Below are 24832 nucleotides of genomic sequence, written 5' to 3'. Positions count from 1 at the left end.
ATGACGGCCGTTCCCGAGCCCCCCGCAGGCGTGCGGCGGAGGTGAGCCGTCGAGGGGGGTCAGCCGACCTGGATGCCGATCAGGCAGGTGTCGTCGTCCGTGTCGGACCGGCTCTCGGCGAGGAGTCGGTCCAGCTGCCGGTCCAGGTCCCCGGCGCCCGCGGCCGCTGCGTTGACCAGGTGGCCGAGCGAGTCCTGCACCGAGGAATCACGCCGTTCCACCAGCCCGTCCGTGAACATCAGCAGGGTGTCGTCCCGTTCGAGCTGCACCTCCCGCTCGGCGTACGCCACATCGGGGAGAGCGCCGAGGAGCAGGCCCTCGATGAGCGGGAAGGCCTGGGCCTCGCCGCCGCGGACGAGGACGGGCGGCAGGTGTCCGGCGCGCGCCCAGCGCATCACCCTGGTGTCGGGGTCGAAGAGCCCGCAGACGGCGGTGGCCGTTACGTGCTTGGCCAGGTGGTGGGTGACCGTGTTGAGCCAGGACAGCAGCTGAGCCGGTCCGGCGCCCGTGACGGCGAGGCCCCGCAGTGCGTTCCGGAGGACGACCATGCCGGTGGCGGCCTCGATGCCGTGCCCGGCGACGTCGCCCACGGACAGCATGATCAGCCCGGAGGGCAGGACCACCGTGTCGTACCAGTCGCCGCCGACCAGCGACTCGGTCTCCGCCGGCCGGTAGCGGACGGCGACCCGCAGGCCCGGCGCCTCGATGGCCGGTGGGACGGGCGGCATGATGGCGTGCTGGAGTTGGAGGGCGAGCCGGTTGCGTTCTGCGGACTCGGCCTCGGTGTGGGCGAGTTGGTCCCGGGTGGCGGCCAGGGCGACCTCGGTCCAGTGCTGGGCGGAAATGTCCTGGTAGGCGCCGCGGACGGCGTGCAGGCGCAGGTCGGCGTCGAGGACCGGCTCGGCCACGACGCGGATGTGGCGGGTGATCCCGTCGGCCCGCTGGAGGCGGAGGTTGACGGATGCGGAACGGCGGTAGCGCAGCACCGTACGCAGGAAACGCCCCAGGGCGGCGGAGTCGTCGGAGTGGGCGTAGCCGGGCAGCTCCCGCAACGGCACGGGCGACGCGGTGGCCGGCAGTCCGTGCAGCGCGTACAGCTGCGCGTTCCAGGTGACCTCGCCAGTGACGAGGTTCTCCTCGAAGCCGCCGATCCGGCCCAGGCGCTGGGCGTGCTGGAGGAGGTCGGCCAGGCGCGCCGTCTCGTCCTCGACGCGCCAGATCAGCAGGACGGCCGCGCCGTGCCGGCTGACGCTGATGTCCGCGACCGAGGTGAGGGGGATCTGGTCGACGAACGCGGTCAGGCTCATGCGTTCGGCGCGGAAGGGCTCGCCCGTCGCGTGCACGCGTTCGATGATGTCGAACAGTCCGCTCTCGCCGGCGGCCATCGGGTAGGCCTCCAGCAGCAGCGCTCCGTTCACTTCGCCGCGCGGCCGCCCTACGGGATCGACGAAGCGGCTGTTGACGTGGCGGACGCGGAAGTCGGTCAGCCGGCCTTCGGGATCGGGTACCGGCGTGAGCACGACGGCGGGATCGTGCAGTCCTTCGGCCAGGTCGATCAGCTCCGAGACGTCCGGAAGCACTGCCTCGGGGGCTGCGGGGTCGTGCGGCGGCGCGATGTCCATCGTGCGGGCGCACAGCTCCGCGAGTACCTCGATCTGACGCTCGATCTGCGGGGGCTGGGGTGCGAGGGGCTGCGGCCAGCAGATTTCGAGGACGCCGTGTATCCGGCCGCCGGTCCCGGCCGGTACGGCCATCCGCCCGCCGTCGGGCCAGTGGAGGTGGCCGATCGAGGGAAGTCCGGCGTGCCCCAGGCGGGCGAGGCCGACCAGCCGCCGGTCCCGGAGTGCGAGGCGGGCGACGGTCGAAACGCCCGGGGGGACGTGGCGCCAGCGCGCGGCTTCCCCCGGCGGGAAACCGGCGTGGCCCGCGAGGGCCAGGGAACCGTCGGGAGCCGCGGCCCACACCGCGACGGCCACCGCTCCCAGGGGCCCCAGTGCGTTCGTCAGGAGCGACTCGGCCACCGCCTGGGTGTCGCCGGCGGCGGCCAGCACCCCGCTCTCGGCGGTACGAAGCCGTACCGCCACCGTGGCCGGGTGTGCGGACGGCTGGGACGGCTGGGACGGCTCCCGCGTGCCGGTGCGCTCGACGAACTCGGCGGCGACCTCGCTCACGTGGTCGCGCGCAGCCTGGTTGACGATGTCGGCGGCGAGTTCGAGCGGGGACATCCCGGTATCGCGGCACAGCTCATCGAGCTGCCGTGCCGCCGCGGCGGGAGTGCAGCTCAGCTGTCCGATCAGAATGCCCTTGGCCAGTTCGACCAGGGCCCGGCCGTCCGCGGCCGCGTGCGCCTCCCGGACCTCGCGGCGCAGGCGTTCGACCGTGGCGGCCAGGCGCCCCAGAGGCGTCGGAGTCCGGTGCGGGAGGGCACCGCGGGAGGGCTCCTCGACGGCCGCTCCCGGGTACCGCGCGTCCTCGTGCTGCTGTGCGTCGGGCGTATTCACCGTGCTGCCCACTCCTTGCCGGGACGGTCTTGGCTCTGCAGTCCGGGCCCGGTGGGGTGCGGGCCCGCGGACACTTCCGACGGGACGGCGGTCATCTCGTGAGCCAGGGCCGGACGCGGGCGATGAGGTCGTCGGCGTCGACCGGCTTGGTCACGTAGTCACTGGCCCCGGCGGCGAGGCTTTTCTCCCGGTCGCCGGGCATCGCCTTGGCGGTGACCGCGATGATCGGCAGACCGGCGTAGGCCGGCATCCGCCGGATTTCCGCGGTCGCCGCGTAGCCGTCCAGTTCCGGCATCATCACGTCCATCAGGATCAGATCGACGCCCTCGTTGTGGGTGAGCATCTCGATGCCCTTGCGCCCGTCTTCGGCGTGGAGCACGCGTACACCATGCAGTTCGAGCACGCCGCTGAGGGCGTACAGGTTGCGCGCGTCGTCGTCGACGACGAGGACGGTACGTCCGGCCAGGTCGTCATCGAGCGGCTGGGCGACATGCTGCGGCTCCGCGCCCCCCTGTACGAGGGGCAGCACATCCCCCGGCTGATCGGAAGACAGGTGCAGCACGATGCGCTCCCGGAGCTCGTCCAGACTCGACAGCAGTTCGAAGTGGCGTGACCCGGCCCGATCCCGCAGCGCCTGCTCCTGCCCCGTCTTCAGACGGGAGTTGTCGTGCGCCAGGACGGGCAGGGAGGAGAGCGCCGGGTCCCCGTCGAGCGCGTCAAGGAAGCGCAAGGCTTCGCCGCCGGGCATGTCGAGTTCGAGGACCACGCAGTGGAAGGAGGCCGATGCCAGGGCAGCGGCGGCTTCCCGTGAGCTCGTGGCGTTGACCACCTGGATGCCCCCGCGGTCGCCGGTCGGTCGGTGGCTGGGGGCGAAGTCCCGGTCGGCGCTCTCGGCGACGAGGGAGAGCAGGCCGCCCTGACGTTCTTCGATCACCAGGAGGCGGCGGGCCTGCCGCTGCGGCGGCAGGGCGATACCCGCACGACCGCGTTCGGGGTTCTCGGTTTCGGCGGCGCCGTGCGAGGCGGGCGCCGGAGCGTCGGCGAGGGCGGCCCGATCGTGGTCCGCGCGGACGGCCGGCAGGTAGAAGGTGAAGGTGCTGCCCTGCCCTGGTGTGCTCTCCGCGGTGACGGCGCCGCCGAGGAGTTGGGCGATTTCGCGGGTGATGGAGAGCCCGAGGCCGGTGCCGCCGTACTTGCGGCTGGTGGTGCCGTCTGCCTGCTGGAACGCGCCGAAGACGGACTCCAGCTGCTGCTCGGGGATGCCGATGCCGGTGTCCCGTACCCGGAAGGCCACCAGGGGCGCGCGGCCGGCGAGCCTGGCGGGGACGTCGGGACCCGTCGCCGGTTCGATCCGCAGCTCGACGCCGCCGCGTTCGGTGAATTTGACCGCGTTGGACAGCAGGTTGCGCAGGATCTGACGCAGCCGCGGGTCGTCGGTGTACAGGTCGGCCGGGGCGTCGGGGGCGGTGGTGACGGTGAAGTCGAGGCTCTTCTGCGTGGTCATCGGGCGGAAGGTGGCCTCGACGTATTCCAACAGCTGCGACAGGTGCACCCGCTCGGGGTTGATGTCCATCTTTCCGGCCTCGACCTTCGACAGGTCGAGGATGTCGTTGATCAGCTGGAGCAGGTCCGAGCCCGCCGAGTGGATGACGCCCGCGTACTCGACCTGTTTCGGGGTGAGGTTGCGGGCGGGGTTCTGGGCGAGCAGCTGGGCGAGGATGAGGAGGCTGTTGAGCGGTGTGCGCAGCTCGTGGCTCATGTTGGCCAGGAACTCGGACTTGTAGGTGGAGGCCAGCGACAACTGCCGGGCACGGTCCTCCAGTTCCTGCCGGGCCTGTTCGATCTCCAGGTTCTTGGTCTCGATGTCACGGTTCTGGCTGGCGAGGAGGGCCGCCTTCTCCTCCAACTCGGCGTTGGAGCGCTGGAGTTCCTCCTGCTGGATCTGGAGTTCCTCCGAGCGGGCCTGCAGTTCGCCGGTGAGTCGCTGGGACTCGCCGAGGAGCTCGTCGGTGCGGGCGTTGGCGACGATCGTGTTGAGGTTGACGCCGATGGTTTCCATCAACTGGCCCAGGAAGTCCCGGTGCACGGGGGTGAAGGCCCCGAAGGAGGCAAGCTCGATCACTCCGAGGACCTGGTCATCCACGACGATCGGCAGGATGATCAGGCTGCCGGGGGTGGTGTGGCCGAGGCCCGAGGAGATGACGTAGTCGCCGGGGACCTGGTCCGTGAAGATGGCTCGGTGACTGCGCGCGGCCTGCCCGACCAGGGATTCCCCCAGGGCGAAGCCGGTGCCCCTGGCGCCGGCGGGGCGCCCGTAGGAGCCGACCAGAGTGAGGACGGTGCCGTGGGGGCCGTCCTCGGCGAGGTAGAAGGCCCCGTACTGGGCGGCGACCAGCGGCGTCAGCTCGTCCATGATGAGTTCGGCGACGGCGGCGAGGTCGCGGTGGCCCTGCATCAGGCCCGAGACGCGAGCCAGATTGGTCTTGAGCCAGTCCTGTTCCTGATTGGCGCGGGTGGTCTCCCGCAGCGAGCCGACCATCGAGTTGATGTTGTCCTTGAGTTCGGCGACCTCGCCGGAGGCGTCGACCGTGATCGAACGGGTGAGGTCGCCCTCGGCGACCGCGCTGGCGACCTCGGCGATGGCCCGGACCTGGCGGGTCAGGTTCCCGGCCAGTTCGTTGACGTTCTCCGTCAGACGCTTCCACGTGCCGGAGACGCCCTCCACTTCGGCCTGGCCCCCCAGGCGGCCTTCGCTGCCCACCTCGCGGGCGACGCGCGTGACCTCGGCCGCGAAGGAGGAGAGCTGGTCGACCATCGTGTTGATGGTGGTCTTCAACTCCAGGATCTCGCCACGGGCATCCACGTCGATCTTCTTCGACAGATCACCGTTGGCCACGGCCGTCGTGACCAGGGCGATGTTGCGGACCTGCCCGGTGAGGTTGCTCGCCATGGAGTTGACGTTGTCGGTGAGGTCCTTCCAGGTTCCCGCCACGCCGCGGACCGTGGCCTGGCCCCCCAGGTTTCCCTCGGTGCCGACTTCGCGGGCGACCCGAGTGACTTCGTCCGCGAAACCGGAGAGCTGGTCGACCATCGTGTTGATGGTCTCCTTCAGCTCCAGGATCTCCCCGCGCGCGTCCACCCGGATCTTCTGTGTCAGGTCGCCCTGGGCCACCGCGGTGGTGACCTCCGCGATCGAGCGGACCTGCGCGGTCAGGTTGTCGGCCATGACGTTGACCGACTCCGTGAGGTCCTTCCAGGTGCCGGAGACCCCCTTGACGTCCGCCTGACCACCCAGCCGGCCCTCGGTGCCGACCTCCCGGGCGACCCGGGTGACCTCGCCGGCGAAACCGGAGAGCTGGTCGACCATCGTGTTGATGGTCTCCTTCAGCCCCAGGATCTCCCCGCGCGCGTCGACGTTGATCTTCTGGGAGAGGTCGCCCTTGGCCACGGCGGTCGCAACCTGGGCGATGGAGCGCACCTGGGCCGTGAGGTTCCCGGCCATGAAGTTGACCGAATCCGTGAGGTCCAGCCACGCGCCTCCGACACCCGGTACGTCCGCCTGACCACCGAGCGTTCCCTCGGTACCCACTTCGCGTGCCACCCGCGTCACTTCGGACGTGAACAGCGACAGCTGATCGGCCATCCCGTTGAAGACCGTGGCGATCTCGCCGAGCAGCCCGTCCGCCGTATCGGGCAGCCGCGTACGGAAATCCCCGTCCCGCACGGCTGTCAGGCCGGCCAGCAGCCGGCGCAACTCCGATTCGCCGATCCCGTCCTCGCACGGAAGCGCAGCTGACCCGCTCAGTGACTCCGCGTCCGTCCGCTCAGCCATCCCGCCCACCTCACTCTAGACATCGACCGCTCCGGGCACGGAGGAATCGGCACGGGAGCGCACCGTATCCCCCGGCCCGGGCCGGGAAACTGCAAGCCCACAACCAGTCGGTGAGGGCCGGCACCGCCAAATGGACCATAAGGCACACCCGATCATTCGGAGGCAGCGCTTCCGCGGACTGCCGCGGAAGCAGCGGGTGCTTGCCCAAACAGCGGGTAGACGAACCGGTGACGAACGACACAACCGATGAAGTGGGGTGAGGGCATTGGCGGTCAAGGCAGTGGGCTGGGCACGCTCGTTTCCGGTTTCGAAGGGAGTGCGGGCGGCACGGCAGTGGACCGCCTGGCACCTGGCATCGCTCTCGTGGAACAACTCGGCTGCGGACACGGTGCATTCCGTGCTTCTGAGCGTCTCCGAGCTCGTCACGAACGCCCATTTGCATGCGGCGTGCACCGCCCACCTCGTGCTGACGTGGGACGGCAGCTGCCTCCATGTGAGCGTCGCAGACTCCGATCCGCGGCTGCCCGGCCCGAGCTCGGCCGACGCCGGCGCCACGGGCGGCCGGGGGCTGGCCATCGTCGCCACCCTGGCCGACTCCTGGGACGTCCACGCGTTCCACGGCGGCAAGGCGATCACCGCCTGCTTCCGCCCCTGGGGCGGACCCGCCCCTCACACCGGCCCACCTCCCGGCCGGGGCGGGGCTCGCCCGTCATGACGCGCGGACGGCGTCCTCGACGTTCGGGTGCAGGGAGAGGACGGTATCGGCGCCCGTCAGGGCGAAGAGGCGGCGGAGCTGATCTCCGGGGGCGGCGATGCGCAGCGTGGTGAGATGGTGCAGCCGGAGCAACAGGTTCAAGAACGACGAGTCGCCGAAGGTGACGGAGCCGGCGTCGAGCACCACCAACTGGTGCTGATCCGCGGCAGAGGCGAGCGCCTCCTCCAGGGGGCCCAGCGTGTCCTGGTCGAGCTCGCCGTGCGCGGCCACCACCCACCCGGCACCCGCCAGGTAGCTTTCCCCGACCACGCCCTCACCCTTCGCGTCCCTTGCTCCGGTCATCTCCGCGCCTCCCCGGATCGTCACCTGTACGGCCTCCGCAAGCGAGTATGCCTGCTCGTCTACCGGACGAGGCCGCCCAGATCGCGGCACACGCGCTGAGGTGGCCGACACCCTGTCCGACGAAGGCCGAACACCGATCTTCGGCGCGAGGCGTGTAGGACCGAGGGGAGTGGGCAGGAGCGCCCGAGCAGCCGTCAGTCAATCGGGAGGGAACGGCCACATGTCTCGCTCGGCCATCGCCGTAAGCCCCATTCGTGCAACAGGCGTGCAGACCGCCCCCGCTGTGCCCGACACGGTGGAAGCCACGGCGCAGGACGTGGCACTGCCCGAGGTGAAGAACGCCGGGGAGATGGCGCCCGCCGACGCGCGCGAGCTCTCGAAGCTCTTCTTCCGGAGCCTTCGCACCCTGGAGGAGGGCACGCGCGAGTACCAGTACGCCCGCAACACCCTGATCGAGATGAACCTCTCACTCGTCCAGTTCGCCGCGCGACGTTTCCGCTCCCGCGCCGTCGGGGGCGGCCTCGACATGGACGACATCATCCAGGTGGGGACCATCGGCCTCATCAAGGCCATCGACCGCTACGACCCCGAGCGCGAGGTCGAGTTCTCCACCCTCGCCCTCCCCTACATCACCGGTGAGATCAAGCGCTACTTCCGCGACACCACCTGGGCCGTGCACGTCCCGCGGCGCCTCCAGGAACTGCGCATCGAGCTCGCCAAGGCCCAGGAGGCCCTGACCGACGTCCTGGGCCGTGCGCCGACGGTCAAGGAGGTCGCCGAGCACCTCGAACTGACGGAGGAGCAGGTCATCGACGGGCTGGTCGCCGCCAACGGCTATACGAGTGGCTCCCTGGACACCGCCGACAGCGACGAGCCGTCGACGACGAGCCGGACGGCGCGGCCGCCGGCGGACCGGCTCGGTGAGGTCGACCCGGCCATGGAACTCTTCGAGGACTTCCACACCCTCGCGCCCCTGCTGGAAGAGCTGGACGAACGCGACCGGCTGATCCTGCGCTTGCGCTTCGGCCAGGACAAGACCCAGGCCGAGATCGGCGCCGAACTCGGCATCTCGCAGATGCAGGTCTCGCGTCTGCTGTCCCGGACCCTGACCCGGCTGCGTGCCGGGATGCTCTCGGAGTAGGCAGCGGCCATGCCATCGCATCACCGACACGACGGGTCCGTCCCGCCCACGGCCGCGCAGGCGCTCTACGACGACGTGGTGTGGGCGGACGCGGTCGTGCGGTGCGCGAACGCGGGACCGGGGACGACTCCGTCGCTGACCGCCGAGCCGTTGCGCGACCGTCCCGGCGCCCTCCTGAGCGGCAGCTGCGACTTCGACACCCGGCCGATCCTCAGCGCGGCGCTCGGTGTCGTCACCCGGATCCCCGGCCGGATCGTCCACCTCGATCTCTCCGCCGTGGCCTTCCTCGACACGGCCGCCGTCGCCGCCCTGGTACAGGCCACCGCCACCGTCACCGGGCAGGGGCGTCGCCTGCTGCTCCACCACCCGCCCTACTCGCTCCGCAAGGTGGCGGAGATGTTCCCGGACGAATGTGCCACGCTGAAGGTCGCAGCATGATCAACCTTCCTGCGTCCACCGCCTCCGGAGCCTTCGTCCACCCCGCCTTCTTCTATCAGGGTCAGGCGGAGTACCTGGCAGGAGTCGGCGCATTCGTACGTACCGCTCTCGCGGCCGACGAGCCGGTGCTCGTGGCCGTGCCCGGTGCGCGTCTGGATGCCCTGCGCGAAAGCCTCGACGTGGACGCGGCCGAGGTCACGTGGACGGACATGACGCGGTTGGGCCGCAATCCCGGCCGCATCCTGGCCGACTTGCAGGATTTCGCGGACCGATACGCAGGCCGGTCCGCCCGGATCGTGGGCGAGCCGATCTGGCCGGGCCGCTCGCAGGCCGAGGTGCTGGAGGCCACGCGCCACGAGGCCCTCATCAACACCGCCTTCGCGGAGCGGCGGGCCACCATCCTGTGCCCGTACGACGTCCTGGGCCTTTCGGCCGCAGTGGTCTCCGATGCCCGGCGCACCCACCCCACGCTGATCGAGAAGGGCGAGGACGTGGTCAGCCCGGCCTACGCCAATGCCTCGGCGGTCTGCTCCGACTGTGATCACCCGCTGCCGGAACCCGACGGCGCCGCCCTCCGGTTCGAGTACGCCCACGGGCAGCTGGGCGAGGTGCGCGAGTACGCCGAGGCCTGGGCCCGCGGCACGGCCCTGAGCGCGGCGCGGCGCGGCGATCTCGTCCTCGCGGTCAGCGAGGCCGCGGCCAACTCCCTCTCCCACGGGGGCGGGAAGGGCACCCTGCGCCTGTGGCACTCCGCCGGCTCCGGGGTCGTGGCCGAGATCCGCGACGGCGGCCACCTGGCCGATCCGCTGGCGGGGCGCCGCCGCCCCTCGCTGGCGTCGCCCCATGGAGGCCGCGGCCTGTGGATGATCCATCAGCTGTGCGACTTGGTGGAGATCCGCGCCTCGGCCGACGACCTCACTCTGAGGCTGCACATGACAGCCCCGTGAGAGCGGCGGTCGCCTAGACTGCACGGACTTGCTCAGGTGTCCTCGTTCCCGGGTCGTGGGCGGGCTCCAGAACAGCGGGGCCGTGAAGTCGCCGGCCGCTCCGGCCGGGACCGCGACGGTTCCCACGAGCAGAGACCAGTGTCAACGGTGGGGGGTAAGAGACCACAGTGGAAACCATCGGGCCGGAAGCACGCGATCCACTGCGCGCTGGGCTTTCCGTCGCGGGGCAGCGCCGTCGACTCGCCCTGTCCGGCGTTCGCGGCCACGTGGCCAAGGGCCGCGACTTCACGCACCAGGCCTTGCTGGACTGGGGCTGGGACGGGACCGAGACCGCCGAGGACACCCTGCTCCTCGTGTCCGAACTGCTGACCAACGCGTCGCTGCACGCGGGTGGTTGCATCGAGCTCGCGCTCACGGCCGGTGAGGTCCTGCGGATCGAGGTCTTCGACGGTACGACGACGCCGCCCCGCCGCCACCCCTCCCCGCAGCGGGGACTCCCGGGCGGACACGGCCTCTACATCGTGGAGCGCATCTCCGATCGCTGGGGCACCCGCACCCATGAGAACGGCAAAGCCGTCTGGGCCGAGATCGAGGCGTCCCGGCTGGTTTCGGGCAGGTCCACGGGCCGGTGACCCGGCCGGGTCCGCCCGTTCGGAAGGCCGGTCGATTCCGCCCACCGAGTGCCGCTGATCGGCGTGCTTGCACATTCGGGAGCGTCAATCCGGCGGATGGGGGCAGGCGCGCGGCATGACATCGAATCCGCCCGTCGTCAACCTGTCCCTTACCCCGGCGCCCGGCCCCGCCTGGCTCCACCTGATCGTCATCGCCTTCGCCCTCCTCGTACTCGTCCACTCCCTGGCCCGGCACCGGTAGGAATCCACCGGCCGGGGCAGACGCGCAGTCAGTGGACCAGCAAGCCCAGGGAAGGGAGAAACGCCGTGGCAGCCATGACAGCCGTGGCACGTCCGAGGATTCTCGTGGTGGGAGCCGGATTCGCCGGTGTGGAGTGCGTACGACGCCTGGAGCGGCGGCTCTCCCCCACCGAGGCCGAGATCACCCTGATCACCCCGTCCTCCTACCAGCTCTACCTGCCGCTGCTGCCGCAGGTGGCCGCCGGGGTCCTGACCCCGCAGTCGATCGCCGTGTCCCTGCGCCGCAGCCGCACACACCGTACACGCATCGTCCCGGGCGGCGCCGTCGGTGTGGACACGCGAGGGAAGGTGTGCGTCGTACGGAAGATCTCGGGCGAGCCGACCTCCCTGGCCTACGACCACCTGGTCCTGGCCCCGGGCAGCGTCACCCGCTCCCTCGACATCCCCGGGCTCGCCGAGCACGCCCGCGGCATGAAGACCCTCGCCGAGGCCGCCCACTTGCGCGACCACGTCATCGCCCAGCTCGATCTCGCCGACGCCTGCGAGGACGGGGCGGAGCGGGCGGCACGGCTCTGCTTCGTCGTCGTGGGCGGCGGCTACGCCGGCACCGAAACGGCGGCCTGCCTGCAGCGGCTCACCCACCACGCGATCCGGCGCTATCCGCGCCTGGACCCGCGACAGATCCGCTGGCACCTGGTGGACATCGCGCCGGCGCTGATGCCCGAACTCGGCGAGGCGCTGGGCAAGTCCGCCCTGGACGTGTTGCGCCGACGGGGCGTCGAGGTCTCGCTCGGCGTGTCCGTCGCCAAAGCCGGTCCCGACGAGCTGACGCTCACCGACGGCCGTGTCCTGCACAGCCGCACCTTGATCTGGACCGCCGGGGTGGCCGCCAGCCCGCTCATCGCCGCCCTGGAGGCCGAAACCGATCGCGGGCGGCTCGTGGTCGCCCCCGACCTGACGGTGCCCGGCCTTGCGGGAGTCTTCGCGCTCGGCGACGCGGCCGCGGTGCCGGACGTGGCCGCGGGCGGGGAGGGGGCGATCTGTGCGCCCACCGCCCAGCACGCTCAGCGGCAGGGGCGCACTGCCGCCGACAACCTCATCGCGATCCTGCGCCACCAGCCGCTCGTGCCCTACCGGCACAAGGACCTGGGGCTCGTGGTGGACCTGGGAGGACGCGACGGTGTCTCCAGGCCGCTCGGCATCGAGCTGCGCGGCCTGCCGGCGCAGGCGGTGGCACGGGGCTACCACTGGGCGGCGCTGCGCACGAACGTGGCCAAGACGCGGGTGCTGACGAACTGGATGCTCAACGCAATCGCGGGAGACGACTTCGTACGGACGGGCTTCCAGACGTGGAGGCCGCCGACACTGCGGGAGTTCGAGCACACCGACGCATACCTGACGCCCGAACAAGTGCGCGAGCACACGGCTTCACTGCGCGCCGGACGCCTCCCGTAAGCGGTGCCTGTCTGTCCTCCCCGGCTGGTCAGGAGCGGAGGCGGAGTCCGATCTCCTTCTCCTGGTCACCCGAGACGGCCCCGGTGTCCTCGATGGCGAAGTGCCCGGCGAGCGCGGCATGCACCCGCTCCACCGCGCGGGGGTCTCCCTGGAGGGTGACGCTGACCCTGCCCTTCAGCCGAACGCTGTTGTGTGCGGTCAGGTCTGCAGTTGCCGCGCCATACGCGGAGGGGCGCCGGCCGGGCGCCGAATCTTTTCCGGTGTTCCTGTTTGAGCCCCCGGTTCGGGGCCATACGCATGAATGTCGGCGGGTCGCCGTTCGAGCGGGGCGGCGACCCGCCGAGATCGGCGGCCGCGCGCCGTGCCCCGTCCCCCCGGGCGCCGCGTGCGGCCGCCCTTTTGCATTGCTACAGCGCCATCAGCGCCCGCGGGCGGGCGCGCCACGAAGCCGATCAGCCCGATCCGCTCCGAAGCCCATTCCCCACCGGGGTGATTCCGGAGTTCCCAGTTCACGTGAGGTCAGTTCCTCCGGACCTGCCTGCCTGTGTGGTCTCGGGGTGAGGAGTGAAAGCCGCTGGGTCCGGGTGGAAAGCTGGGTGCGAAGGCTCGATGAGCGAGGACAGCGCGGTCCCGGCGTTCGAGTCGGGCCGGTCTGGGGATCAACGGTGAGCGCGCCTGCGGACCGGCGAACCAAGGGACGTCTCCTCACACCCGCCGCCATGCAGCCATGGCCCAGGAGAACACACCGAACAGCAACAGGCCCGTCGCTACGACGAGCAGCAGCCACGGGCCGACGGGGGTCTGGGCGAAGGAGCGGAGCGTGTCATCCAAGCCCTTGGCCTTCCCCGGGTCATAGGAGATGGCCGCGTAGACGAGGGTTCCGCCGGCAGCCGTGAACACGGCGCCACGTGCGATGCCGCCGATGACACCGAGCGCCTCCACGCCCTGGCGGAGGCGCTCGGGCAGGTGGCCGATGTCCATCTCCTCGCGGAAGGTGAGCCGGGCCGCGCCCACGATGATCACGATGCCGCCTATGGCGATGGCGAGGCCCGCCAGCGCCACAAGCCATTGGCCCGCCGGGGCCTCCAGCACCTTGGCAGTCACGTCCCGCGACTGCTCGTCACTGGAGCGTGCGCCGCCCTCGCCGGCGGCGAAGACCAGTACCGAGAAGGCCACCGCCGCATAGAAGACAGCGCGTGCGGCGGACGCGACCCGCTTGGTGAGCTTCCGTCCGTCGGGTCCGGCTGCACCGAAGACGGCCTCCGAAAGCCGCCACAGCGCCATCGCCACCAGGCCGATGCCGATGGCCCACACGAGCACCCGCCCGTAGGGGCGGCCGGCGAGCTCGCTGAGCGCCCCCGACCTGTCGGCCACCTCCCCGGCGTCCCCGCCCGCGATCTGCAGGGCCAGCAGGCCCACCAGTACGTAGAGCACCCCGCGCGTGGCCAGGCCGCACCGGGCAGCCACTGCCACTGCCGTGTGCGTGCCGCGGGCCCGGGTTCCGCCGATGGATGCCGACATGAGTCACCTCTGATGGTCTCCCACGCTGCACCTGCCCGGTCCGGCCGGCGCCATGCGAGACCGCGCCGGGCACGTCAGCCGTGCAGCAGCTGAGGGCGCAGTTCGCGCAGGGTGCGCGAGAGGATGCGGGAGACGTGCGTCTGGGAGAGTCCTATCTCGGCCCCTATCCCCGCCTGGGTCATCTCCTGCCCAAGCTCAGTCGCAGGCCCGGCTGGAGCGCTCGTCCACTCCGGGCCGGCAGGGACGCCAGCGCATGCCAGCCCGCGACGGTCTCCAAGGGCGGGATCGATGTCGCCGAGGGTCTCGGCGAGGGTGCGTGCGGGGCTCGCCGTCAAACCCAGGCTCAAGCAGATCCAGCACCGTCCGGACTTGGTCGACGGCTGCCTGGTCGGCGCCGGCCTGATCAGGGACGACTGACCGACAGCACACATGCAAGGCAGTGCCGTGACCAGCCCACGATTTTGCAGGGCCTGGCAGCTGGTCTTGTAGGTGGTGGAGGCCCAAGATCCTTCGGGGCAGCCCTTTCCGAGCCACTCCAGCACCGCCAGCCGTTCATTGAGTGTTTGCTTCATGCCGTGCCTTCTACCGGTCGACATAACTTCGGCACGGATGCTGCCAGGGACAGAACCAGTCGGTGCGCCCTACGGAGCTGATTAGGTCACCCCGCGGCTGCGGCCGGCCGGGCCCCCGCCGAACCGGGGCATGTCATCGACGGCCGCGTCCAAGCGCTGGCGCACGTAGTCGGGGATCCGCCCAGTACGCCGGGACTGCTGCTGTGCAAATACGGAGCGAAGTGAACGTGCGGCACACCCCAGGAGCGTCTGCACCGCGGGAGTCGTAGCAGCCCGGCGGGGGCCCGGTAGCCCTGCGCTCCTCTCCCATGGCTCGCCTGCGAGTTCGGCGTGGGTGGCCAGGAGGGCGGAAGCCGCCCTCGGGATCACCTGAGGCCGCCCTTCAGGTGATTACCGGACCTCAGACGAGCCAGGCCGCTGCTCTAGGGGTACAAGCACCCAGCAAGTGATGAACCCGCAACCCCAGTAGGGAGCTCGACGATGTACGCAGCAGTCCGGCGGTACGAAGGGGTGAGCAATCCGAGCGAGGCAGGGCGCCTGGTGGAGGAGGGGTTCGTGCCGCTCATCCGGCAGGTCTCCGGCTTCGTGGCCTACTACTGGGTTGATGCCGGGGATGGAGTGATGGTCTCGACCAGCGTCTTCCAGGACCGGGCCGGCGCCGAGGAATCGGTGGTGAGGGCGGCAGAGTTCGTGCGGGAGAACCTCGCATCACTGCTCCCCAACCCTCCTCAGGTCATGGCCGGTGAAGTAGTGGCTTCCGCGTGAGAGCGTTCGGACCGTGGAAGTGTCCATCGGCGCGGGCGACGCATCACACCAACCTCCGGCTCTGCTGCTCGTCTCCTCGCCCCTCACCTCCTCGTCGCCGCAGAGCACACCGCCAACGAGCGCAACCGCCACCTCGCCGACGCCGTCGATCACATCAGCCAGTCCCTCACGGAAGCGGGCGATTACGGCAGCGCACTCCAGCTGCGTCATGCGGCGCACGAGATCACTGCCCGCTCCTTGGGCCCCGACCATGCCGACACCCTGTACAGCCGCAACAACCTTGCCAACGCGCTCGATCTCTTCGGCCGGCATCAGGAGGCGGCCGACCTCCACCACCAGGTCCTCACGGCCCGTGAACGCATCCTCCGCGCGGACCACCCTGACACCCTCCTCAGCCGCAGCAACCTCGCCAACGCGCTGGACCACCTCGGTCGCCACCAAGAGGCGGCGGACCACCATCGGCACATCCTCACCGCCCGCGACCGCATCCTCGGCCCCAACCACATTCACACCCTGCACAGCCGCAACAACCTAGGCCTCGCGCTCGGCTACCTCGGCCACCACCAAGAAGCGGCCGACCTCCACCGAGAGGCGCTCGTCGGCTACGAACGCGTCCTCGGCGCCAACCATCCCGACAGCCTGAACAGCCGCAACAACCTCGCGCTCGCGCTCGATGACCTCGGCCGGCATCGGGAAGCAGCCGACCTCCACCAGCAGGTCCTCAGCGCGTACGAACAGGTCGTCGGCCACGATCACCCCGACACCCTGCACAGCGATACGGAGGTGTCCCGCTCCTCCGACGAGGACGGGACACCAGGGTCCGATAAGCACAGCAGCCAGCTTTGAATGGACATGCTCAACGCTACGGGAGCAAACGTGACGCTCTTGGGATTAGTCAGCTCAGGTCCCGGAACCTCGATCGCCTCATGCCGACCTCCCCGCCCGAACACCAACGTTCCATCGGCGATCACCGTCGCTCTCGACCCAGCTCCGCCCTCACCCGGTGAACCCATGCGGCCAGAGCACTAGCAACCGGGATCTGCGATGTCGCACGGCTCGCCGGTCGATTCGACATCTCGGACGCCGTGGGCGATCCGACCGAGCATGCTGCGGAATGTCTGGCGCTCGCCCTCGTCGAGCGCATCGAGGAGCCTGTCCTCGGCCTCTCGTACCTGGCGCTGCAGATCTCGGAGGGTATTGATGCCCTGGGCGGTGGCGACGATCTTGCGCTGGCGTCGATCGGCGGGGTCGATCAGGCGCTCGACCAGGCCCGCTGCAACGAGGTCGTCGATCAGATAGGTCATCACGGTGCGGTCGATCCGCAGGTAGGTGGCCAGGGCGAGCTGATTTGGCTGGTCACCTTGAACCACGGCGGCGAGCGTCTGGTAGCCGCGGGCGCCCTGCGGAACGTCCTCGAGCGCCGAAGCGACGACGGTCCGATAGGTGTGGGCCAGCACAAGCAGTGAGAAGCCGAAGTCCCCCGCGAGATCGACACACTCGGCTGCCGCCGTGGTCGGCGTCTGGCTGTTCATGACGGGAATGATACCAGCCAACCCTATGTTGGACAGATCATCGGATCGTCAGATGATCTGGTACGTCTCACACCTTCCCCCGGTGTGGAGCGCCGCAAAGGAGAAGGCAAGGCACGTCATGACCAAGATCGGCATCATCCTCGGCAGCACCCGCCCCAACCGCAACGGCGAACAGGTCGCGAAGTGGGTGCTCGACATCGCCTCGCGCCGCGCCGACGCCGAGTTCGAGCTCATTGACCTGCGCGACCACCCGCTGCCGCACCTCGACGAGCCACTGCCGCCGTCCCTCGGCCGCTACCAGCACGAGCACACGAGGCAGTGGGCAGCCAAGATCGCATCGTTCGACGGGTTCGTCATCGTGACACCGGAGTACAACCACGGCATCCCCGCCGTGCTGAAGAACGCCATCGACTACCTCTATGCCGAGTGGAACAACAAGGCGGTCGGCTTCGTGTCCTACGGCGGGGTCGGAGGCGTTCGGGCCGCCGAACACCTGCGCCAGGTCGCCGCCGAACTCCAGATGGCGGACGTGCGCCAGCAGGTCGCGCTGTCGCTGATCACCGAATTCGAGAACTACAACGTTTTCAAGCCCGGCGACTACAACCTGCCCGCGCTCAACACGATGCTCGACCAGGTCATCGCCTGGAGCACCGCGCTCGCACCGCTGCGCAGCGCCTCGGCCCTCGCCGGGTGACGAGCGGTGGCCGACGGTCGCTCACCCTCTGATGTCCAAGAGGATCGAGGCCCGTCCACCGTCCAAGAAGGCGGGTCGCCGCAAACGGCACCCGAAGCCTCACCCGAGAGGCTCTGCCATGGGATACGAACAGATCCCGGGAATCGACACGACGCAGGTCCCGACCGGAGACGGTTGCGTGGAGTGCCTGGCCGGCGACGGACCGGGCTGGTGGCTCCACCTGCGGCGCTGCGCCGCGTGCGGGCACATAGGATGCTGCGACTCCTCTCCCTCGCAGCACGACACCGAGCACGCCCGCGCGGCCGGACACCCCTCCCTGGCCAGCTGCGAACCCGGCGAGAGCTGATTGTGGAACATCGAGACCGAGCAGTACTACGAGGGCGTTCAACTGCACCCGCCCATCTCCCACCCGGCCTCCCAACCGACCCCGGGCCCGCGCGGCAAGGTCCCCGCAGACTGGCAGCGGCACCTACACTGAATCACGCGCCCGGGGCCCGCAGCTGCGGATCGGTGATCCCGCCAGGGCAGGCGAAGCCGGCGACGTCCCAGTCGGCGTGGGCGGCTGCGGCCTGGTAAAAGCCCTCGTAGAAGGCGAGGACTGCGGCACGAGGATCACTCTGGGCACGGGCCCCGTCGTACGGCAGCACAGCCAGGTGGCTGCCACCGAGCGCGACCCAGCGTGCCGACGCCGGCACGAGCGGCTCGGCGGCCAGCGCCGCAGGCTCGGGGGCGGCGTACGCGTAGAAGGCCGGCTCGCCGAGAGTGTCGTCACCGAGCCAGAATCCGAAGCTGATCAGCTCCCGCGAGTACGCCTCCCTGGTCACCGGATCGATGTGCGGCGCCTGATCGGCCTCCCGCCCGGAGAACCTGGTGTACGCAAGGTCGAGGCTGTGCCAGAACTGGTGCACCGGGCTGGCCTTCCCGGAGAATCCGGCCGAGAACTCTTCAAGGACGAGTGCCACTTGACTCAGCACCCGCCAGTACCGATTGGCCTGCACGGGATCATAGGCCGCGTGCTCGGTGTCCTTGGCGAACGGCCGGGTGGCATCGGGCAGTCGGTAAGGCCGGGGAACATCGATCTCCACCCGGACGTCCAGCGCGGCCAGCGTGGCCAGGAGCTCGTCGTGAAAGGACGCCACGGATTGGCCGAACAGCGGGAACGAAACCGTCCGGCCGTCCAGCATCGCGACCACCAGCCGGTGGTCGACGAAGTCGAAGTCGATCGTGAAGACCGGATTCCCGTCGACCTGGCCCATCGGACGGCTGGTCAAGCCGCGCCCGGTGAGGTGGAACGGTACGTTCCACCAGTGGTTGCGCCGGACACTCGAGGCGAGCCGGATCTTGCCGACGATCTGCGCGAAGCGGTGCAGCGTCTCCTTGGTGTCCCGCCACTCGGCGAGCGGTACCGCCGGGAACAGCTCCATCCCACTCCCCTTCCGGGCACTTCCATGATGACCCTCCCCGACCCGGACAGCACTTCGCCCTGGAGCCACTCTGGTGCGGAGCAACCCAGGGTGGCCAGGACGGCATAAGAGGTCGTCCCGGTTGGTGCGGAAGTCACATGCCGCGGTCTGGGCCGTATGCCTCGCGAGTGGGTTGGCCTGGTCCTGTGGGTGGGTACTCCAGCCGCACGGGGCCGGGGTAGAAGGTTGTGCTGTCCCAGCCGACCATCTCCTCGCCGATGAGGTGGCGGTACAGCCACTCGGCGAAGGTCATGGGGTGTCCGACCCAGTCGCCCTCCGACCCTTGTACCACCACACCGTCGGGGAACCCGTGGACCCGAAGGGCTCCGAAGACTGCGGCTCCTTGATCGGTGGCGGCGATGGGTATGAGGCCTTCGGTGGTTCCGAAGCTGAGCTGAGGGAGTTGGCAGAAGACGCGGGGATCGTCGTCTGGCCCAGTGATGTAGGACTCCCATTTGCTGTCGGCCCAGACTTCTGATGCCGAGCGGATCTCCTCGCCCAGGTTCCACCAGCCTGACGCGGGGTGGGACAGGGTGAGGTGTCCGTTGATCTGCACTGGTGCGTAGGCGTCGACGATCTGTTTGTAGTCCGTCGGAAAGGTCCTGCCGAGTTCTTCCTCCAGGCTGAGCCAGGCGGCGGGGTCGGCGTAGCGTTCCTCTCCGGGGCCGAGCATGGCGAAGACGGCCTGCAGGTAGTCGGTCATGGCGGTCATGCCCCTCGAAGATGCTTGCCGGGAATCGTTCGTGCCAGCTTCGAGCATCCTCCTGTCGACGGTTGGCCGGGGTCCTCGTTGTCATGGCAGGGAGATGGTGCGGCAGCTGGTGCCAGACTGGTTGTGGGAGCTTTTCCTCCGAGTGATGCCCGAAGTGCCGGTGCGTCCGCAAGGCGGTGGACGCCGGAGGGCTGGCGACCGCGGAATTCTGGCCGCGATTCTGTTCGTTGCCACCTCTGGCTGCACATGGCGGCAGCTCCCACCCATGTTCGGGGCGTCGTGGCAGGCCGCCCATCGCCGTGCTCCGGCGGAATGCTGGTGGGCGCGGACGACGGTGAAGTCGACCGAGTCGGTCCAGCCGATGTCGTCATCGGCGTCCGCGGCCGCCGGTGCGGCGGTCAGGATGTTCTGCCAGGTTTCGTCGACGGCCCATCTGATCAGCCGTTTGTGGGCGGTCTGGAACGGGCCGAGCTCGTCGGGCAGGTCCCGCCAGGGCGAGTGGGTGCGGTACTTTCACACGATGGCCTCGAGTGTTCGGCGGTGATCAGCCCACCGGCGTCCACGGACCGGATCGGCCGGCAGCAGCGGCTCGATCCGGCCCCACATCGCATCGGTGATCACTAATCGGGCAGACACATCCGATCAACTGACCAACCCATCAAAGAGACACGCGCTGGTCAGGAGACCCCAGCCGGCTGCTCCCGCGGGGCAGTCGGGCCCTGGTCAGATCGTGACCGGGCCGTGGGCGGTGGCGAACTCGACCGAGACCAGGCCCGGTTCCTCATCCTCGACCCAGGTGACGTCGATCTGGTCGAGGGGGTGGTCGGCCGGTTCGCCGAGGAATTCGGCGATGGAGGCGGCGTCGCCGGCGATGGAGACCCCGTGGATGGTGCTGGAGGTGCGCGGGTCGGCGCTCGGGCGCTCCTCGATGGGGACCAACCACTGAAGGAAGTAGGGCAGTTGCGGTTCCTCCAGCAGTTCGAGCAGGCCGATCTGCTTCCACCTCAGGTCGAACCCGTCGGGGCGGACACGGTGGCCCTCGGCCGAGGCGCGGCCGAGGCGGGCCTCGACCGGGGCGATGTCGTCGACGGAGACCACCCAACCGAGCCAGCCGCCGCCCTCGGCGGCGCGACGCGCGACCGCCTGGCCGAAGGGTGCGCGGTCGGCGGCGGGGTGGTCGAGTGTGGTGACGACCTCGACGTAGGTGCCGCCGCTCAGCGGGAGAATAAAATTGCGGGTGCCGAATCGCGGGTGCACGCCCCCGTCGACGAACCCGGCGCCCAGGGCCGATCCGATCCACTGGACTGTCGAGACGAAGCTGTCGCGGGCCACCGCATAGGACACGTGATCAAGTCGCACTGCGCCATCATCACCCGACAACCCACACAAATCCCGACGCCACGCCCGCCGCCCCAGCCGCGTCCGCCGTGGATTCACCGTGGAGCGGATCGATCATCGTCATCCCGGCATGGGAGGCCCGGTCGAGCCAGGCAGCAGCGCTGCCGCCTCGTCGAGGCACACGACCCGCTCGATCAGCCACTGCGGGGCGAGCGCTGCTGCCACAGGATTTCGATCCGGCATGCAGCACCATGCGCACCGCACTTCCAAGAGACAGGCTCTAGGCACTGTTTCTCGGATCTCCTGACGGGAGTGGGGTGTTGGGGTCAGGCTGTCCGTATGGGGCGTGGGGATCTGACGAACGCAGAGTGGGACCGGCTGGAGTCGTTCTTGCCTCCTGGCGGTGCCCGTGGGGGCCGGTGGAGTGATCACCGCCGGGTGATCAACGGGGTGCTCTACCGGGTCCGGACGGGCGTGCAGTGGAGGGATCTGCCGGAGCGGTTCGGGCCGTGGGAGACGGTCTATAAACGTCATCGCCGCTGGTCAGCTGATGGAACGTGGACGATGTTGTTGTCTCGGATCCAGGCGGCCGAGGACGCCGCGGGCCGGATCGACTGGGACGTGTCGGTGGACTCGACAGCAGTGCGGGCCCACCAGCACGCCGCCGGCGCGAGGAAGACACCGGCGGCCGCCGATCCTCAAAAGGGGAACGTTCGGGGGACGAACCAGGTCGATCCGGTGTTGCGGAAACTGGTGATCCGACTCGGGGAAGTGGTCAGATCGGCGAGTGTCTGGGACGCTCCCGCGGCGGATTCACCACCAAGATCCACCTCGCCGCGGACGGGCGATGCCGGCCTCTCGCCCTCGTCCTGACACCGGGGCACTACGGTGACGGGCCCCAGTTCGAGCGGGTGATGGAGCAGGTCTCCGTACCCCGTACCGGAGTCGGCCGGCCCCGCACTCGACCGGACTACGTCCTGGCGGACAAGGCCTACACATCGCGGAAGAACCGCCGCTACCTGCGACGACGCGGAATCCGGCACACCATCCCCGAACGTCTCGACCAGCAAAGACACCGCAAGAACCGCGGGTCTCGAGGCGGCCGGCCCACCGGCTTCGACAGCGAGCGATACAAAAAACGCAACACCGTCGAACGAGCCATCAACCGGCTCAAGGGTTTCCGCGCCGTCGCCACCCGATACGAGAAACGCGCCTACATCTACCTCGGCACCGTCACCCTCGCAGCCCTCATCATCTGGCTCCGCACATGATCCAAGAAACAGTGCCTAGAGCACTCAGGGGCCAACTACGTGCTCAGATCCGGCGGCGTCGGCGGACGGTCAGCCGCCGTGGAGGCCCCACTCGTCGAGGCTGCCGTAGACGTGGCCTTCGAGACACTGAGGGGCGTAGAGACCGATGGCTTCGCCGCGGTAGAGGGCGATCAGCGAGTCCCTACCCCGCCACCAGCCATCAGTCAGGCCCTGCACTTCAGGTACCGGCTCGTAGCCGGCGAGGTCCAGAGACTCGACCGCTTTGCAGGTGATCTTCGTGACGGTCTTGGCCCAGCGTCCCACATGGGCGGCCAGCGCCAACGATTCGACCCATCCGTCCGTGCTGGCGTGCAGCGGTGTCCAGCAGTATGCATCGATCCCGAACGCGCCGTCGGGGCCGATCATGAATCGGTAGGCCATGGACACCCGGCAGCTCCCGGCCGGGAACCGCCAGCCCTCCGCGGCCGAGCCCTCGGGACAGTCGGCGTCCAGGATGCGGGGGCCGCCTTCGTACGCCGGGGCCGGTGGCAGGGCGAGGCCGCCCCAGCGGTCCTGGAAGGCCACGGCCCGGTCGATCTCCGCAGCGGGGACCCCGTTCCCGATCCACGTGTCGCAGTGGCCCCGAATGCCCCGCCGAGGGACACAGATGCCGTCCACCTCTCCCCCTCAGCGACACGATCTCTCACACCCAAGACAGGCCCCACAGCCCAAAACACAGCCACTGACCAGCACCAACCCACCAAGACTCGCGGTCTCTCAAACCACTGTCCCGAACCCGAGAATCGCATCGGACGGGAGTGCGCGCGGTGTGGGCCCTCATGTCGGCATCAGGCCGCTCTGGTACGAGATCGCCACCGCTTGGGCTCGGTCGCGGGCGTCGAGCTTGGCCAGGATCCGCTTCACGTGGGTCTTGACGGTGGATTCTGCGAGGGAAAGCAGCTCGGCGATTTCCGTGTTGGACAGGCCGTGAGCGACCTGCCGCAGCACTTCGCGTTCACGGGCGGTGAGTCGCTCCAGGCGGGCGTCGGCCGGTGCCCGCAGGCCCCCTGAGCGCGTGGGTGCGGGCTGGGCGGCGAGCCGGGTCAGGATGTCGCGGGTGACGGCCGGATCCAGCACGGCCTGACTGGCCGCGACGGTCCGTACGGCGTCGATGAGGCGTTCGGGGGAGGCGCGTTTGAGGAGGAAACCGCTCGCGCCGGCCCGGATCGCACTCCATACGTATTCATCGTGGTGGAACGTCGTCAGGACCAGCACCCGGGTCGCCAGACCGGCGGCCACGATCCGCCGGGTTGCCTCGACCCCGTCGATGCCGGGCATCCGTACGTCCATCAGGACGACGTCGGGGACGAGTTCGTGGCACAGGCGGACGGCCTGGATGCCGTCCGCTGCCCGCCCGGCCACCTCCAGGCCGTCCTCGGTCCCGAGGATCAGTTCGAGGCCGGCCTGGAGCAGGGCGTCGTCGTCGGCCACCACGATCTTGATCCGGCGATCGTGGTTGGCCGCTCCGTCGGCGTGCCAGGTCATCGAACCGGGAGCGAGACGTGCAGGCGGAACCCGCCCTGCTCGCCCTGCCCGTGTTCGAGCCTGCCGCCCAGGATCGAAACGCGTTCGGCGATGCCGAGCAGACCTCGTCCGGGCTCGTAGCCGTTGCCTGCGCCTTGGCCGTCGTCGCTGACCTCGATGTCGAGGCGGTCCCCCACCCGGCGGACGGTCACGTCGGCGGATCCGGCGCGGGCGTGTTTGACCGTGTTGGTGAGCGCCTCCTGCACGATCCGGTACGCCGACATGTCGATGCTGCTGGGGAGTTCGTCCCGGCCCGGATCCACCTGTGCCGCCACGCTGATCCCGGCCTGCGCCATCCGATCCGTGAGACGGCTCAGGTCGCCGAGCTTCGGCTGGGATCCGGCCGGCGCGGTGCGGCGCAACAGGCCCAGGACCCGGTCGAGTTCCTCCAGCGCCTCGCGCCCGGAGTCTTCCAGTTGGCCGAGCACCTCGCGGGCGCGCTCCGGGTCGCGGCTGAGCAGTCGCCGGGTGGCGCCGGCCTGAATCAGCATCACATTGACGGTATGGCCGACGAGGTCGTGCAGCTCACGCGCCATCCGGGCGCGCTCCCCCGCGATCACCTCCTCGCGAAGCCGGAGCTGGGTCGCGTCGCGTTCCTCCAGGCGCCGCGCGGCGCCGAAGCCGATGGCCCAGACGAGGAGCCACAGGAAGAGCACCCCGGCCGGCACCACGGACCAGAAGTCGCGTTCCTGCTGTCCGGTGAAGTAGGCGATCATGCCGAGGAACGCGGCGAACGGACCGGTCCAGGCCCGGGTGCGGCTCGCGTACAGGCCGAGGGAGTACAGGCCGATCAGGTTCGCGTACGGGGAGAGCGGGTTCTCCAGACCCCACAGCGCTTCGACGGACAGGGCCGCGGTACCCACCAGGTACGAGGCCAGCGGCGCGGTCCTGCGGCAGGCCAGCGGTCCGGCGACCGCCGCGGCGAACATGACGGCGCGCGTCGTGCCTGTGTCCGCCCCTGCGGCCGGCCCCAATTGTTCGACGAGCATGACGGCGAAGAAGGCCGCGGCGAGTACGACGTCCGCGGCGACGGGGCGGGCGAGCAGCAGCCCGCCCGTCGGCATCCGCCACGTACGGGGCGGCCACCACGTGCTCAGCTGGTTCGCGGGTCGGCGCATCGCTGCCAGGTCCTTCCAGCCGGGGCGGACTCCGGAAGCC

General features: G+C 69.8%; 23 protein-coding genes and 4 pseudogenes. 14 read left to right on the top strand and 13 right to left on the bottom strand.

From position 1 onward, the window contains the following. Window positions 1-59: 59 nt before the first annotated feature. Together OG625_RS37810 and OG625_RS37805 are read right to left on the bottom strand one after the other, a co-directional pair. Window positions 60-2501, bottom strand: a complete 2442-nt coding sequence (locus OG625_RS37810; RefSeq protein ID WP_329389996.1) for a SpoIIE family protein phosphatase — start codon at window positions 2499-2501, stop codon at window positions 60-62. Window positions 2502-2592: 91 nt separating this feature from the next. Continuing rightward, window positions 2593-6333, bottom strand: a complete 3741-nt coding sequence (locus tag OG625_RS37805; protein ID WP_329389995.1) for a HAMP domain-containing protein — start codon at window positions 6331-6333, stop codon at window positions 2593-2595. 256 nt (window positions 6334-6589) lie between these two features. On the opposite strand from OG625_RS37805, the gene OG625_RS37800 reads away from it, so the two are divergent. Continuing rightward, entirely contained in the window at window positions 6590-7048 is a 459-nt protein-coding gene (locus tag OG625_RS37800; protein WP_329389993.1) for an ATP-binding protein, read from the top strand. Here the strand turns inward: OG625_RS37800 and OG625_RS37795 are convergent. Beyond that, window positions 7043-7390, bottom strand: a complete 348-nt coding sequence (locus OG625_RS37795; RefSeq protein WP_329389991.1) for an STAS domain-containing protein — start codon at window positions 7388-7390, stop codon at window positions 7043-7045. The two genes, OG625_RS37800 and OG625_RS37795, sit on opposite strands and share 6 nt — an antisense overlap. Window positions 7391-7610: 220 nt before the next feature. On the opposite strand from OG625_RS37795, the gene OG625_RS37790 reads away from it, so the two are divergent. From OG625_RS37790 to OG625_RS37765, 6 genes are all read left to right on the top strand, one after another. Next, window positions 7611-8531: a SigB/SigF/SigG family RNA polymerase sigma factor gene (locus OG625_RS37790; RefSeq protein ID WP_329389989.1), complete on the top strand. Its 921-nt coding sequence runs from the start codon at window positions 7611-7613 to the stop codon at window positions 8529-8531. Window positions 8532-8540: 9 nt separating this feature from the next. After that, on the top strand, window positions 8541-8969 hold the full coding sequence (locus OG625_RS37785; protein WP_329389987.1) for an STAS domain-containing protein: 429 nt from the start codon (window positions 8541-8543) through the stop codon (window positions 8967-8969). Further along, window positions 8966-9916, top strand: coding sequence for a sensor histidine kinase (locus OG625_RS37780; protein ID WP_329389985.1), 951 nt, complete (start codon window positions 8966-8968; stop codon window positions 9914-9916). The genes OG625_RS37785 and OG625_RS37780 overlap by 4 nt, the downstream gene beginning before the upstream one ends. A gap of 167 nt (window positions 9917-10083) precedes the next feature. Next, on the top strand, window positions 10084-10548 hold the full coding sequence (locus OG625_RS37775; RefSeq protein ID WP_329389983.1) for an ATP-binding protein: 465 nt from the start codon (window positions 10084-10086) through the stop codon (window positions 10546-10548). A 115-nt stretch (window positions 10549-10663) separates the two neighbouring features. Next, on the top strand, window positions 10664-10789 hold the full coding sequence (locus tag OG625_RS37770; RefSeq protein ID WP_329389981.1) for a hypothetical protein: 126 nt from the start codon (window positions 10664-10666) through the stop codon (window positions 10787-10789). 83 nt (window positions 10790-10872) lie between these two features. Beyond that, a complete protein-coding gene (locus OG625_RS37765) occupies window positions 10873-12243 on the top strand; it encodes an NAD(P)/FAD-dependent oxidoreductase (protein WP_329391272.1) in 1371 nt (456 codons plus the stop codon). A gap of 705 nt (window positions 12244-12948) precedes the next feature. Here the strand turns inward: OG625_RS37765 and OG625_RS37760 are convergent. Together OG625_RS37760 and OG625_RS37755 are read right to left on the bottom strand one after the other, a co-directional pair. Continuing rightward, the gene (locus tag OG625_RS37760) at window positions 12949-13764 is read right to left on the bottom strand and encodes a DUF1206 domain-containing protein (protein ID WP_329389979.1); all 816 of its coding nucleotides are present in this window, start codon (window positions 13762-13764) and stop codon (window positions 12949-12951) included. 74 nt (window positions 13765-13838) lie between these two features. Next, complete coding sequence (locus tag OG625_RS37755) at window positions 13839-13946, bottom strand: sigma factor-like helix-turn-helix DNA-binding protein (RefSeq protein ID WP_329389977.1); 108 nt, start codon at window positions 13944-13946, stop codon at window positions 13839-13841. 106 nt (window positions 13947-14052) lie between these two features. On the opposite strand from OG625_RS37755, the gene OG625_RS37750 reads away from it, so the two are divergent. The 3 genes from OG625_RS37750 to OG625_RS37740 all read left to right on the top strand — a co-directional run bounded on the left by OG625_RS37750 (window position 14053) and on the right by OG625_RS37740 (window position 15947). Then, window positions 14053-14181 (top strand): hypothetical protein, encoded by a 129-nt coding sequence (locus OG625_RS37750; protein ID WP_329389975.1) that lies wholly within the window; start codon window positions 14053-14055, stop codon window positions 14179-14181. Between the two features lie 635 nt (window positions 14182-14816). Next, window positions 14817-15101, top strand: coding sequence for a hypothetical protein (locus tag OG625_RS37745; protein ID WP_329389973.1), 285 nt, complete (start codon window positions 14817-14819; stop codon window positions 15099-15101). A 42-nt stretch (window positions 15102-15143) separates the two neighbouring features. Then, complete coding sequence (locus OG625_RS37740) at window positions 15144-15947, top strand: tetratricopeptide repeat protein (RefSeq protein ID WP_329391270.1); 804 nt, start codon at window positions 15144-15146, stop codon at window positions 15945-15947. A 179-nt stretch (window positions 15948-16126) separates the two neighbouring features. Here the strand turns inward: OG625_RS37740 and OG625_RS37735 are convergent, their stop codons facing one another. Further along, window positions 16127-16633: a MarR family winged helix-turn-helix transcriptional regulator gene (locus tag OG625_RS37735; RefSeq protein WP_329389971.1), complete on the bottom strand. Its 507-nt coding sequence runs from the start codon at window positions 16631-16633 to the stop codon at window positions 16127-16129. 118 nt (window positions 16634-16751) lie between these two features. On the opposite strand from OG625_RS37735, the gene OG625_RS37730 reads away from it, so the two are divergent. Both OG625_RS37730 and OG625_RS37725 read left to right on the top strand, forming a co-directional pair. After that, window positions 16752-17327, top strand: coding sequence for an NADPH-dependent FMN reductase (locus OG625_RS37730; protein ID WP_329389969.1), 576 nt, complete (start codon window positions 16752-16754; stop codon window positions 17325-17327). 118 nt (window positions 17328-17445) lie between these two features. After that, window positions 17446-17805 (top strand): annotated as a pseudogene (locus tag OG625_RS37725) (UBP-type zinc finger domain-containing protein). A 1-nt stretch (window position 17806) separates the two neighbouring features. Here the strand turns inward: OG625_RS37725 and OG625_RS37720 are convergent. Next, a complete protein-coding gene (locus tag OG625_RS37720; protein WP_329389967.1) occupies window positions 17807-18751 on the bottom strand; it encodes a DUF5996 family protein in 945 nt (314 codons plus the stop codon). A gap of 133 nt (window positions 18752-18884) precedes the next feature. Then, on the bottom strand, window positions 18885-19502 hold the full coding sequence (locus OG625_RS37715; protein WP_329389965.1) for a hypothetical protein: 618 nt from the start codon (window positions 19500-19502) through the stop codon (window positions 18885-18887). Between the two features lie 94 nt (window positions 19503-19596). Here OG625_RS37715 and OG625_RS37710 point away from each other — a divergent pair. Continuing rightward, window positions 19597-19786, top strand: a pseudogene (locus OG625_RS37710) (transposase); the annotation flags it as partial. Window position 19787: 1 nt separating this feature from the next. Here OG625_RS37710 and OG625_RS37705 read toward each other — a convergent pair. Both OG625_RS37705 and OG625_RS37700 read right to left on the bottom strand, forming a co-directional pair. Beyond that, a pseudogene (locus tag OG625_RS37705) lies at window positions 19788-20138 on the bottom strand (transposase); the annotation flags it as partial. Between the two features lie 87 nt (window positions 20139-20225). Beyond that, window positions 20226-20861, bottom strand: a complete 636-nt coding sequence (locus OG625_RS37700) for a VOC family protein (RefSeq protein ID WP_329389963.1) — start codon at window positions 20859-20861, stop codon at window positions 20226-20228. A gap of 318 nt (window positions 20862-21179) precedes the next feature. Here OG625_RS37700 and OG625_RS37695 point away from each other — a divergent pair. After that, a pseudogene (locus OG625_RS37695) lies at window positions 21180-22111 on the top strand (IS5 family transposase). 69 nt (window positions 22112-22180) lie between these two features. Here the strand turns inward: OG625_RS37695 and OG625_RS37690 are convergent. From OG625_RS37690 to OG625_RS37680, 3 genes are all read right to left on the bottom strand, one after another. Further along, window positions 22181-22768 carry a hypothetical protein gene (locus OG625_RS37690; protein WP_329389961.1) on the bottom strand — a complete coding sequence of 196 codons (588 nt, stop codon included), beginning with the start codon at window positions 22766-22768 and terminating at the stop codon, window positions 22181-22183. A gap of 159 nt (window positions 22769-22927) precedes the next feature. Beyond that, on the bottom strand, window positions 22928-23635 hold the full coding sequence (locus OG625_RS37685) for a response regulator transcription factor (protein ID WP_329389959.1): 708 nt from the start codon (window positions 23633-23635) through the stop codon (window positions 22928-22930). After that, window positions 23632-24792: a sensor histidine kinase gene (locus OG625_RS37680; RefSeq protein ID WP_329389958.1), complete on the bottom strand. Its 1161-nt coding sequence runs from the start codon at window positions 24790-24792 to the stop codon at window positions 23632-23634. The genes OG625_RS37685 and OG625_RS37680 overlap by 4 nt, the downstream gene beginning before the upstream one ends. Window positions 24793-24832: the final 40 nt, after the last annotated feature.

This window comes from Streptomyces sp. NBC_01351, from assembly GCF_036237315.1.
GTDB lineage: Bacteria > Actinomycetota > Actinomycetes > Streptomycetales > Streptomycetaceae > Streptomyces.
Note: the sequence above shows the minus strand (reverse complement) of the source record. Positions and strands in the feature narration are given on the sequence as shown.

What these genes read in the sequence shown, in the direction of transcription:
- OG625_RS37805 (WP_329389995.1), bottom strand. Translation starts at nt 6,333, where the DNA reads ATGGCTGAGCGGACGGACGCGGAGTCACTGAGCGGGTCAGCTGCGCTT.
- OG625_RS37795 (WP_329389991.1), bottom strand. Translation starts at nt 7,390, where the DNA reads ATGACCGGAGCAAGGGACGCGAAGGGTGAGGGCGTGGTCGGGGAAAGC.
- OG625_RS37790 (WP_329389989.1), top strand. Translation starts at nt 7,611, where the DNA reads ATGTCTCGCTCGGCCATCGCCGTAAGCCCCATTCGTGCAACAGGCGTG.
- OG625_RS37785 (WP_329389987.1), top strand. Translation starts at nt 8,541, where the DNA reads ATGCCATCGCATCACCGACACGACGGGTCCGTCCCGCCCACGGCCGCG.
- OG625_RS37780 (WP_329389985.1), top strand. Translation starts at nt 8,966, where the DNA reads ATGATCAACCTTCCTGCGTCCACCGCCTCCGGAGCCTTCGTCCACCCC.
- OG625_RS37770 (WP_329389981.1), top strand. Translation starts at nt 10,664, where the DNA reads ATGACATCGAATCCGCCCGTCGTCAACCTGTCCCTTACCCCGGCGCCC.
- OG625_RS37760 (WP_329389979.1), bottom strand. Translation starts at nt 13,764, where the DNA reads ATGTCGGCATCCATCGGCGGAACCCGGGCCCGCGGCACGCACACGGCA.
- OG625_RS37755 (WP_329389977.1), bottom strand. Translation starts at nt 13,946, where the DNA reads ATGACCCAGGCGGGGATAGGGGCCGAGATAGGACTCTCCCAGACGCAC.
- OG625_RS37750 (WP_329389975.1), top strand. Translation starts at nt 14,053, where the DNA reads ATGTCGCCGAGGGTCTCGGCGAGGGTGCGTGCGGGGCTCGCCGTCAAA.
- OG625_RS37745 (WP_329389973.1), top strand. Translation starts at nt 14,817, where the DNA reads ATGTACGCAGCAGTCCGGCGGTACGAAGGGGTGAGCAATCCGAGCGAG.
- OG625_RS37735 (WP_329389971.1), bottom strand. Translation starts at nt 16,633, where the DNA reads ATGAACAGCCAGACGCCGACCACGGCGGCAGCCGAGTGTGTCGATCTC.
- OG625_RS37730 (WP_329389969.1), top strand. Translation starts at nt 16,752, where the DNA reads ATGACCAAGATCGGCATCATCCTCGGCAGCACCCGCCCCAACCGCAAC.
- OG625_RS37720 (WP_329389967.1), bottom strand. Translation starts at nt 18,751, where the DNA reads ATGGAGCTGTTCCCGGCGGTACCGCTCGCCGAGTGGCGGGACACCAAG.
- OG625_RS37715 (WP_329389965.1), bottom strand. Translation starts at nt 19,502, where the DNA reads ATGACCGCCATGACCGACTACCTGCAGGCCGTCTTCGCCATGCTCGGC.
- OG625_RS37685 (WP_329389959.1), bottom strand. Translation starts at nt 23,635, where the DNA reads ATGACCTGGCACGCCGACGGAGCGGCCAACCACGATCGCCGGATCAAG.
- OG625_RS37680 (WP_329389958.1), bottom strand. Translation starts at nt 24,792, where the DNA reads ATGCGCCGACCCGCGAACCAGCTGAGCACGTGGTGGCCGCCCCGTACG.